At 65.7% G+C, this 9,850-nt stretch carries 10 protein-coding genes and 1 tRNA gene; 1 reads left to right on the top strand and 10 read right to left on the bottom strand.

The annotated features are described in order from the left end of the window. The 10 genes from VTU_RS0109340 to VTU_RS0109295 all read right to left on the bottom strand — a co-directional run. Positions 1-1,311 (bottom strand): S8 family peptidase (locus tag VTU_RS0109340; RefSeq protein ID WP_010103543.1); only part of this gene is annotated, 1,311 nt, incomplete at its 3' end. Further along, positions 1,308-2,603, bottom strand: a complete 1,296-nt coding sequence (locus tag VTU_RS0109335; RefSeq protein ID WP_040892596.1) for an AAA family ATPase — start codon at positions 2,601-2,603, stop codon at positions 1,308-1,310. The genes VTU_RS0109340 and VTU_RS0109335, both read right to left, overlap by 4 nt. Before the next feature lie 343 nt (positions 2,604-2,946). Continuing rightward, positions 2,947-3,034: transfer RNA gene (locus tag VTU_RS0109330), tRNA-Ser, on the bottom strand. A gap of 49 nt (positions 3,035-3,083) precedes the next feature. Further along, positions 3,084-3,755, bottom strand: coding sequence for an urease accessory protein UreG (gene ureG / locus VTU_RS0109325; protein ID WP_010103539.1), 672 nt, complete (start codon positions 3,753-3,755; stop codon positions 3,084-3,086). Further along, entirely contained in the window at positions 3,752-4,510 is a 759-nt protein-coding gene (locus VTU_RS0109320) for an urease accessory protein UreF (RefSeq protein WP_010103537.1), read from the bottom strand. The genes ureG and VTU_RS0109320 overlap by 4 nt, the downstream gene beginning before the upstream one ends. Beyond that, the gene (gene ureE / locus VTU_RS26670) at positions 4,507-5,043 is read right to left on the bottom strand and encodes an urease accessory protein UreE (protein WP_010103535.1); all 537 of its coding nucleotides are present in this window, start codon (positions 5,041-5,043) and stop codon (positions 4,507-4,509) included. The genes VTU_RS0109320 and ureE overlap by 4 nt, the downstream gene beginning before the upstream one ends. A gap of 9 nt (positions 5,044-5,052) precedes the next feature. Beyond that, entirely contained in the window at positions 5,053-6,771 is a 1,719-nt protein-coding gene (gene ureC, locus VTU_RS0109310; protein ID WP_010103532.1) for an urease subunit alpha, read from the bottom strand. Positions 6,772-6,814: 43 nt separating this feature from the next. Next, positions 6,815-7,126 carry an urease subunit beta gene (locus tag VTU_RS0109305; protein ID WP_010103531.1) on the bottom strand — a complete coding sequence of 104 codons (312 nt, stop codon included), beginning with the start codon at positions 7,124-7,126 and terminating at the stop codon, positions 6,815-6,817. A gap of 22 nt (positions 7,127-7,148) precedes the next feature. Then, positions 7,149-7,763: a HupE/UreJ family protein gene (locus tag VTU_RS0109300; RefSeq protein WP_010103529.1), complete on the bottom strand. Its 615-nt coding sequence runs from the start codon at positions 7,761-7,763 to the stop codon at positions 7,149-7,151. A 41-nt stretch (positions 7,764-7,804) separates the two neighbouring features. Further along, a complete protein-coding gene (locus tag VTU_RS0109295; RefSeq protein WP_010103527.1) occupies positions 7,805-8,107 on the bottom strand; it encodes an urease subunit gamma in 303 nt (100 codons plus the stop codon). Between the two features lie 150 nt (positions 8,108-8,257). Between VTU_RS0109295 and VTU_RS26665 the strand changes: the two genes are divergently transcribed. Further along, a partial coding sequence (locus VTU_RS26665) for a purine-cytosine permease family protein (protein WP_010103525.1) occupies positions 8,258-9,850 on the top strand: 1,593 nt, incomplete at its 3' end.

Raw genomic sequence — 9,850 nt, 5'->3', positions numbered from 1 at the left:
GCCGACGGCCAGCGCATTGACGCAGTCCGAAGGCACCTGCACGCGGGCATTGCCGGAGGATCGATCCATTTCACCGTTATTGCCGATGGCGACAGTCATCAGGGTGTCGCCATCGCTCAGCAGGTCATCGATGACCGAGGTCCAAGCGTGTACGTCGGTATCCTCGATCGGCAGGTCCGGCCCCAGGCTGAGGTTGATGAACTGGTACTGCCGCGAGAGCAGGACTTCTTCGATGAAACCCAGGACCCGGTACAACACCAACGGATCTTCCTTCTCGGTGTCCTTGTCGAGCACGCGCAAGTGATCGACGTAGGCGAAGGGGCGAGCGGCAATACCGTTTGGCTGGATCGGACCAAACAAGAAGGCAGAACTGACGGCCAGTCCATGCGCCAAACCCGCCGGGTCGTCCTGCGCGTTCTGATCCATGACGCGGTACGAGCGCAACCACCGGTCGATCGCGTGTTGTTTGGGTAAACCGCCATCAAGGATGGCGACCTTGGGTTCCGATGACAGCGGTTGTTCGATCGGCAGGTCACAGCCGACCGTCACATTCCCCGTGTGCTGCGCCGGCCGCATGCCGCGCAGTTTGGGCACAGGACGGATGACGCGCACGAATACGAATTTTGCAAGCTGTTCAATGTGGTCATGTCTGCCTTCGACGGGCACGAACCACAGGTTGCCCACCGTGAAGCCAAGATCGTCGTGAACCTTGAAGCCCACCTCTTTGGCATACCTCATGAATGCTTGCTGAACGAAATTTTCATCGGACAAATGGGTGATCACTTCGAAGAAGCGATCCTTGGTGCTGCCATAGTCGGCAATGCGCTCGCGGGGCGCGAATACAGAGAACCGCTCAATCCGCGCCAAGTCCAGCGCTTCCCTGGATTTGGGGGCGATTTGCTGAATATGGTCATTGAGGTGGTGAAATACTTCGCGCTTGCCGGCGACGAACAATTCCGTTGTCGTGCATTCCTTCGGTACGCCTTTCTTGGTCCAGCCGTCGGGCGTCACCTTCACGGTTCGGCTACCGACCGACTCCAAGCGGGCCATGCGCAACAGCGCCACCGGAAAAAATGACCTGGCGATGTAGCTGGGGTTCATCGTCAGCCGGGCAACACCGAAGTCATCGGGGCATGCGTGCGAAGGCATGGCGTCGAGCGCGGCGGCGGTCGCCGCGAATTGAGGTTCCAGCCGATGCATGGCTTGTTCGAAGGAGTACACCTTGGCCTTGTCGCCAGGCATGCGCCCTGGTCCCTTGATGTCATGGGTCAGCAGTTCGCCACGTCCGATCAGAAAATTGGTTGGACTCATGCGTCAGACTTTCCTTTTGAGGTTTTCTTGGCTGTGGTTGACTGCTCGCTGGTGTGCTTGCGGATGGTGTCGCGGCTCACGCCAGTGATGTCGGAGATCGTGTGTTGCGACATATGTGTCTGCTTGGCCAGCAGCACCGCCAGATTGATGCGACCTTGGCGCTCCATGGCGGTACGACCCAGTTCAGGCATGACGGTACGACCCAGGCCAGACTCTCTGACGATGCGACCCAGTTCAGGCATGACGACGCGACCCAGGCCAAACTCCCTGACGGTGCGACCAATGGGATTCATGACGGTACGACCCGGGACGAATGCGTGCGATTTGATGAACTCTTCGATCAGGTCGGTGTCTGATGCTCTGCCCAACGCAACAGTGCGCCGGAAGCGTTGGATATCCCGTTCGATGTCGCTGAATGACTCGCCGTGGAAGACGAAGGTCAGGATGTCGATCCAGCGACTGAACAGGGCATGGTCCGACCCGAGAAAACGCTTGATCGCCTGCTTGACGGCGGGCATTTCCGGGACCTTGAAGTGGATCACCAGATCGAAGCGCCGCCAGATCGCCGGGTCGATTAACTCCGCATGATTGGTGGCCGCCAGCAGCAATCCGGTGGCGGGCCATTCGTCGACCTCCTGCAGGAGGACGGTGAGCAGCCGTTTCAGCTCACCGACATCGGCATCGTCGCTGCGACGTTTGGCAATGGCGTCGATCTCGTCAAGCAACAACACGCAGGGACTGCGTTTGGCGAAATCGAGGGCTGCGCGCAGGTTGCTGCCACTGCGCCCCAGCAGGCTGCTCATGACGGCGGTCAGGTCGAGCACATACAGCGGGACGTCCAGTTGAGAGGCCACCCAGCGCGCCGTCAGCGTCTTGCCGACACCGGGGGGACCGACAAAGATGGCGGAGCGGGTGGGATTCAGCCCCATCGATGCCAAGCGCTTCGCCTGGCGGCGTTCCTGGATCAATTGGCTCAAGGTTTCTTCCAGGTCGAGCGCGAGCAGCGGTTGCTCTCGATCGGGCCCGTCTTTGAATACCTTCAACAGCGACAGCCTTGATTCGTCATCCACTGGCAGGGGCTGTGTTGAGGAGATGGGTGCCGACGCGACCTTGCGCATGAGGGCCGCGCGAGGTGCCTTCGTCCGCAGGTACAGGTTCATTCGTTCAGCCAGATCCGGATCGGTGCTGCGGTACTTGCGCACGAGCCGCGCCACGAACAGCCGCACATCCTCCGTCTGCTCTGCAAGTGCAAGCCGGGTCAACTGGGCTAAATCTGATTGAACATCGTTCATTTCGTCCAAAATCCACGTAAGTATTTGATTTTAAAGGAATTTTAATTTTTAAAAAAGGAATAGCTTGATCTTATCATCGTTTTATAAAGCAGACGGGGATGCAAGATTGCTGCTGCCGCACAGCGCAACACGGCAAGTGGTTGCGCAGGAAGTGGGTGTTGCAGCGGGGACGCTGGAATGCGCCCGCTCGGCTGGAGGCTGTGATCGCCACGGCGGCGATGAACGAGGTGAGCAAGAGCACAGCGTGTACCCCAGCGAATTCGACAAGTGGCCAGTTGCGCTACGGCTCTGACCGATTCGGTGTCAAGTCCTCGTGCTTGCGACTGCGAGTGGGTCTCGATCTTGGCGGAAGCGGTGGGATTCGAACCCACGGACGGTCACCCGTCGCTGGTTTTCAAGACCAGTGCCTTCAACCGCTCGGCCACGCTTCCTGCAACTGTCGTTCAATCCCCCAGTCTGCGCGCGCATTCTATGCTGCGATCAAGCGCCCGGGGGTGCTGTTTTGGGCAGCAGGCCCCGGGTCTCGATGAAGGCCACGATGTCGGCCAGTCCCGCCAGGGTTTTCAGGTTGCTCATCACAAAGGGCTTGATGCCCTGGGCGGTGCTGCGCATGCGCAGGGTGTCGGCGTGCATGACGTCCAGGTTGGCGCCGACGTGGGGGGCCAGATCGGTTTTGTTGATGATGAGCAGGTCGCTCTTGGTGATTCCGGGGCCGCCCTTGCGCGGGATTTTTTCGCCCGCGGCGACGTCGATCACGTAGAGCGTGAGGTCCGAGAGCTCCGGGCTGAAGGTTGCGGCCAGGTTGTCTCCGCCGCTTTCCACGAACACCAGGTCGGTGTCGGGGAACTGCGCGAGCATGCGGTCGATGGCTTCGAGGTTGATGGATGCGTCCTCGCGGATCGCGGTGTGCGGGCAGCCGCCGGTTTCCACGCCCAGGATGCGTTCCGCGGGCAGTGCGCCGCTGAGGGTCAGCAGGCGCTGGTCCTCCTTGGTGTAGATGTCGTTGGTGATGGCGATGAGCTCGTAGCGCCCGCGCATCGCCTTGCACAGCATTTCCAGCAGCGTGGTTTTTCCGCAGCCCACGGGGCCGCCTATGCCCACGCGCAGCGGGGGCAGGGGCTTGCTGCGGTGGGGGATGTGGTGCAGCGTCATGATCGAAAGAGCCGGGAGTATTGCGTTTCGTGCCGCGCCGACAAAATGGCGAGCATGGGCGAGAAGGATTGGCGTTCGCTGTCCATCAGCGCGTTCGCGTGCTCGGCGGCGGCGGGAATGGCGGCGGCGAGCCGCGCCAGGATGCGCTGGCCCGCGCTTTGGCCCAGCGGCATGGCTTTGAGCGCGGCCTGCACCATGTTTTCCGCCCAGCCAAAGGCGTAGGCGAGCAGCGCGTCGCGCACCGGGGCCAGGGTGTTGGCGGCGGCCAGCGCGTAGGCCACGGGGTAGGTCGGGGGCAGGGCGATGAGCCGTTGCACTGCGGGAATGCGTCCGGCGTCGTCCTGCCGCTGGTTATGCAGCCATTGCGCGAGCGATCGGCCCATTTGCTCGGTTTGCAGGCGCAGTTCGCTGGTTTCGCGGGTTTGCAGCACCCAGTCGTTGAGCGCGCGCACGTGCTCCATGTCGTTGCGCCGCCAGGCGCGCATGGCCTGGGCCACCACGGTCATGTCGCTGCGTGCCTGGGTGATGTGCAGTTGGTCCAGCAGCCATTCGGCAACGTCCGATTCGCTGCTGAGGCGGGCATTTTCGACGGCGCCCTCCAGCCCCTCGGAATACGAGAAGCCGCCCACGGGCAGGGCCGGCGACGCCAGCCAGATGAGTTGCAGCAGGCTCGCGGCGGGCAGGGCGCCGGGGCGTGCGCGGTGCCTGCGGGGGCGCGCCGGGGCCTGGCTGCGATCGTGCGTGCGCGTGCTCATGCGTGCCTGTGCTCCTGCGCAGGCCCGGGGTGTTCCCCGTGCGCGTGGGCATGCGCGGGGTGCGCTGCGCCGCCGTGTTCCGTGGCGTAGGCGCCGCCTTCGGGCTCGAACGGCAGGTTTTGTTCTTGCACGATGAGGTGCATGGCGCGCAGCATGTCGGCGAGCACGTGGTCGGGCTCGATCTTCAGGTGGTCGGCTTGCAGTTCCACGGGCACATGGCGGTTGCCCAGGTGGTAGGCCGCGCGCGCCAGGTCCAGGGGCGTTGCGTGGCTTGGGCAGCAGCTGATGCGCAGCACGGGCTGCGGGGCGGCGAGTACGCGGATGAGCGATCCGTCTTCGGCCACCAGCACGTCGCCGCCGCGCAGCAGCGTTCCGCGCGGCAGGAAGACGCCGAGTTCGCGCCCGGCCGAGTCGGTGGCCGGGAAGCGGCTTTTTTGCCGCAGGTCCCAGTCCAGCTCGAGCGTGGCGGCGCGCTGCAGCAGGGCGGGCGCAAGGCCCTGGCCCCGGGGGATGCGTTTCGCGGTGGGGAGCATGCAGAAGGGTCAGAAGAGGAAGTAGCGCTGCGCCATCGGCAGCGAGGTCGCGGGCTCGCAGTGGAGCAATTGGCCATCGGCGCGCACGCTGTAGGTCTGCGCGTCCACTTCCATGCGCGGCGTGTAGTCGTTGTGCAGCATGTCGCGCTTGCGCACGCCGCGCACCTGGCGCACGGCGCTGAGCGTTTTGCGCAGGCCATAGCGTTCGCCGATTCCCGCAGCCAGGGCGGACTGCGAGACGAAGCTCAGCGAGGTCCTGGCCAGGGCCGCGCCAAAGGCGCCGAACATGGGCCGGTGGTGCACGGGCTGCGGCGTGGGGATGGAGGCGTTGGGGTCGCCCATGGCCGCCATGGCGATCATCCCGCCCTTGACGATGAGCGTGGGCTTGACGCCGAAGAACGCAGGCTTCCAGAGCACCAGGTCGGCCCATTTGCCGACGGCGATGGAGCCCACTTCGTGGCTGATGCCATGCGCAATGGCGGGGTTGATGGTGTACTTGGCCAGGTAGCGCTTGATGCGCGTGTTGTCGTTGCGCGCGCTGTCGCCCGGCAGGCTGCCGCGCTGCTGCTTCATCTTGTGCGCCGTCTGCCAGGTGCGCAGGATGACCTCGCCGACGCGGCCCATGGCCTGGCTGTCGCTGCTCATCATGCTGATGGCGCCCAGGTCGTGCAGGATGTCTTCGGCGGCGATGGTTTCCTTGCGGATGCGGCTTTCGGCAAAGGCCAGGTCTTCGGCGATTCCCGGGTCCAGGTGGTGGCACACCATGAGCATGTCCACGTGCTCGTCGAGCGTATTGCGCGTGTAGGGCATGGTGGGGTTGGTCGATGAGGGCAGGAAGTTGGCCTCGCCCACGACGCGCAGGATGTCGGGCGCGTGGCCGCCGCCCGCGCCCTCGGTGTGGAAGGCGCAGATGCCGCGCCCGCCGACGGCGGCCATGGTGTCCTCGACAAAGCCCGATTCGTTGAGCGTGTCGCTGTGGATCGCCACCTGCGTGTCGCTGGCGTCGGCCACGTCCAGGCAGTTGCTGATGGCCGCGGGCGTGCTGCCCCAGTCTTCGTGCAGCTTCAGGCCAATGGCCCCGGCGTCGATTTGCTCGTGCAGCGCGTCGGGGAGGCTGGCGTTGCCCTTGCCCAGAAAGCCGAGGTTCACCGGAAAGGCCTCGGCCGCTTGCAGCATGCGCTCGATGTTCCAGGGCCCCGGGGTGCAGGTGGTGGCCAGCGTTCCGGTGGCCGGGCCGGTGCCGCCGCCGAGCAAGGTGGTGACGCCCGAGGCCAGGGCTTCTTCGATCTGCTGCGGGCAGATGAAGTGGATATGGCTGTCCACGCCGCCCGCGGTGACGATGCTGCCCTCGCAGCTGATGACTTCGGTTCCCGGGCCGATGACGATGTCCACACCCGGTTGCACGTCGGGGTTGCCGGCCTTGCCGATGGCGGCGATGCGTCCGTCCCGCAGGCCGATGTCGGCCTTGAAGATGCCGCTGTGGTCGACGATGAGCGCGTTCGTCAGCACGCTGTCCACGGCGCCCTGCGCGCGGCTGCGCTGCGATTGCGCCATGCCGTCGCGGATGGTTTTGCCGCCGCCGAATTTCACCTCTTCGCCGTAGCTGCCCGCGCGCAGCGTGTAATCGGCCTCGACTTCGATCAGCAGATCGGTGTCTGCCAGGCGCAGGCGGTCGCCCACGGTGGGGCCGAACATTTCGGCGTAGGCGCGGCGTCCAATGCTTGCCATGCTGTTGTGCTTTGTGGAAACGGTTATGGGTGGTTGGTGGATTTCACAGCGCGCCCTGGATCAGGCCCCGAAAGCCGAACACCCTGCGCTCGCCCGCGTAGTCCACCAGTTCCACCGTGCGTTCCTGGCCGGGTTCAAAGCGCACGGCGGTGCCGGACGCGATGTTCAGCCGCATGCCGCGCGCGGCGCTGCGGTCGAAGCCCAGCGCGGCGTTGGTTTCGGCAAAGTGGTAGTGCGAGCCGACCTGTATCGGGCGCTCGCCCTGGTTGCGCACCACCAGGGTCAGGGTGCGGCGGCCGGTGTTCAGCGGGTGCGCGCCTGCGTCGACGTCGATAAGGAGTTCGCCGGGGATCATGGCGGTCTTTTTTGTGGATCGATCAAGCCAGTTGCAGCAGCTGCGCAGCGCCCAGGGCCGCGACGCCGGCGCCCGCAGCGCGCGCGAGCCATGCGCCGCGCCGGCGCAGCGTCCAGCCCGCGGCCAGGCCCACGCAGTGCAGCAGCGCCGTGGCGGCGAGCATTCCGGCCAGGGTCTGCCAGGCGCTGCCGCCGCCGGCGAGTTCGTGGCCGTGCGCGAGGCCGTGGAACAGGGCAAAAACGCCAACGCCCAGCGCCGCGGCCGGGCCGGGCATCCGCAGGCGCGACGCGAGCAGCAATCCGCCGAGCAGCAGCGAGGTGGCGATCATCGGTTCCACCGCCGCCGTGGCCGCGCCGCGCAGGCCCAGGACGGCGCCGGCGAGCAGCAGCGCGGCAAAGCCTGCGGGGGCCCAGAGCAGCTGCGCTCCGGCGCGGCGCGCGGACAGCGCGCTCCACAGGCCCACGGCGAGCATCGCGGCCAGATGGTCCGGGCCGCTGAGCGGGTGCATGAAGCCGTCGAAGAAGCTGCCGTACACCGGCATCGGGTGGCCGCCGTGCGCGCACGCGTTGCTGCCCATGGCGCCGAGCGCCAGGAAGGCCATGGCGCTTGCGGGCCGGGGTATGCGCGGGAAATGCATGCGGTTTGTCTCCACGGGAAAAGGGTCGAAGGGGAGGGGGCTCAGACGATGGGCTGGTGCACCGTGACCAGCTTGGTTCCGTCGGGGAAGGTGGCCTCGACCTGGATGTCGGGAATCATCTCGGCGATGCCGTCCATCACGTCGGCGCGCGTGAGCACGCTGCGGCCCGCGCTCATGAGCTGCGCAACGGTCTGGCCGTCGCGCGCGCCCTCGAGCACGGCGGCGCTGATCAGCGCCACGGCTTCGGGGTGGTTGAGCTTCAGGCCCCGGGCCTTGCGGCGCTCGGCCACCAGGGCCGCAGTAAAGAGCAGCAGTTTGTCTTTTTCTCGCGCAGTCAGTTCCATGGCGGGCCGGTGTGAGCGTCAATGAGGGGGTGCACTAGGTGCAGTCAGCAAGCCCCGTGCCCGGTCATGCTTGGGAATCGGGTGCACGCCCTGTGCAATGGCATGAAACCTGCACTTACAATTAGCAAAGTTTGCTGCCCACTCTTACCCATGCCCTTACCCCTTGCTTCCAGTGCCGCCCCGGCGGACTTTGCCGACGCGGCGACCGCGCCGCAGCCCGGTGCGCCGGCGCCGCAGCAGGTGGTCAAGGTCCGGCGCGACTACAACACCTGGGTGGCCACCGAGACCATGGAGGATTACGCGCTGCGCTATACACCGCAGCGTTTTCGCCGCTGGTCCGAATGGCGCGTGGCGAACACCGCGTTCGGCGCGGCCTCGTTTCTGATCCTCGAGGCCGTGGGCGCAACGCTGCTATTGCAGTACGGTTTCATGAATGCCTTCTGGGCCATCGTCGCCACGGGGGTGATCATTTTTTTCGCGGGGCTGCCAATCAGCTGGTACGCGGCGCGCTACGGGGTGGACATGGACCTGCTCACGCGCGGCGCGGGCTTTGGCTATATCGGCTCCACGGTGACCTCGCTGATCTACGCCTCGTTCACCTTCATCTTCTTTGCGCTGGAGGCCGCGGTCATGGCCTACGCGCTGGAACTGGCGCTCGGCATTCCGCCCACCTGGGGCTACCTGATTTGCGCCGTGGTCGTGATTCCGTTGGTTACGTACGGGGTTTCGGCGATCAGCCGCTTGCAGGTCTGGACGCAGCCGCTGTGGCTGCTGCTGCTGGTGCTGCCGTTTGCCTGCGTGCTGCTGCGCGATCCCGGTGCGTTTTCCGGGATCTCGCACTACGGTGGTGAATCCGGGCGCGGCGCGGGATTTGATCTGCCCATGTTTGGTGCGGCGCTCACCGTGGGCATTGCGCTGATTACCCAAATGGGGGAGCAGGCCGATTACCTGCGCTTCATGCCCGTGGCCAGGCCGGGGGGGCGCGCGCGGTGGTGGTTCGGGGTGCTCGCGGGCGGGCCGGGCTGGGTGCTGCCGGGCGTGCTCAAGATGCTCGGCGGCGCATTCCTGGCTTGGCTCGCGCTGAGTCATGGGCTGTCCGCCGAGCGGGCGCTGGACCCGAACCAGATGTACTTGCTGGCCTACGGCTACCTGTTTCCGCAGCACGGCTGGGCCGTGGCGGCGACGGCGCTGTTCGTGGTGCTCTCGCAGATGAAGATCAACGTGACGAATGCGTATGCGGGCTCGCTCGCCTGGTCGAACTTCTTCTCGCGCCTCACGCACAGCCACCCGGGGCGCGTGGTGTGGATGGTGTTCAACACCTTGATCGCCTGCCTGCTGATGGAGATGAACGTGTTCCGCGCCATGGGCGAGGTGCTGGGCCTGTACTCCAACATCGCCATCGCCTGGATCATGGCGGTGGTCGCGGACCTGGTCGTGAACAAGCCGCTGGGCCTGTCGCCCAAGGGCATAGAGTTCAAGCGCGCGCACCTGTACGACGTCAACCCCGTGGGCGTGGGCGCGATGGCGCTCGCGTCCGGTCTGTCGATCGGCGCGCATCTGGGGCTGTTCGGCGCGCTGGCGCAGTCCTTCTCGGCGCTCATCGCCATGGCCGTGGCCTTCGTCAGCGCGCCGCTGATCGCCTGGGCCACCCGCGGGCGCTACTACATTGCACGCCAGCCCGAAGCGGTGGCCGCTGATCCCCGGGGCGCGCCGGGCGCCGCGGCGGCGTTGCAGCGCTGCGTG

The sequence above is a fragment of the Verminephrobacter aporrectodeae subsp. tuberculatae At4 genome (genome assembly GCF_000193225.1).
Taxonomy (GTDB): Bacteria; Pseudomonadota; Gammaproteobacteria; order Burkholderiales; family Burkholderiaceae_C; genus Acidovorax; species Acidovorax aporrectodeae.
This window is presented reverse-complemented; position numbering and strand designations above follow the sequence as displayed.

Excerpts from the sequence above, each read along its gene's own strand:
- VTU_RS0109335 (WP_040892596.1), bottom strand. The coding sequence starts at position 2,603 with ATGAACGATGTTCAATCAGATTTAGCCCAGTTGACCCGGCTTGCACTT.
- ureG (WP_010103539.1), bottom strand. The coding sequence starts at position 3,755 with ATGACGCTGCACCACATCCCCCACCGCAGCAAGCCCCTGCCCCCGCTG.
- VTU_RS0109320 (WP_010103537.1), bottom strand. The coding sequence starts at position 4,510 with ATGAGCACGCGCACGCACGATCGCAGCCAGGCCCCGGCGCGCCCCCGC.
- ureE (WP_010103535.1), bottom strand. The coding sequence starts at position 5,043 with ATGCTCCCCACCGCGAAACGCATCCCCCGGGGCCAGGGCCTTGCGCCC.
- ureC (WP_010103532.1), bottom strand. The coding sequence starts at position 6,771 with ATGGCAAGCATTGGACGCCGCGCCTACGCCGAAATGTTCGGCCCCACC.
- VTU_RS0109305 (WP_010103531.1), bottom strand. The coding sequence starts at position 7,126 with ATGATCCCCGGCGAACTCCTTATCGACGTCGACGCAGGCGCGCACCCG.
- VTU_RS0109300 (WP_010103529.1), bottom strand. The coding sequence starts at position 7,763 with ATGCATTTCCCGCGCATACCCCGGCCCGCAAGCGCCATGGCCTTCCTG.
- VTU_RS0109295 (WP_010103527.1), bottom strand. The coding sequence starts at position 8,107 with ATGGAACTGACTGCGCGAGAAAAAGACAAACTGCTGCTCTTTACTGCG.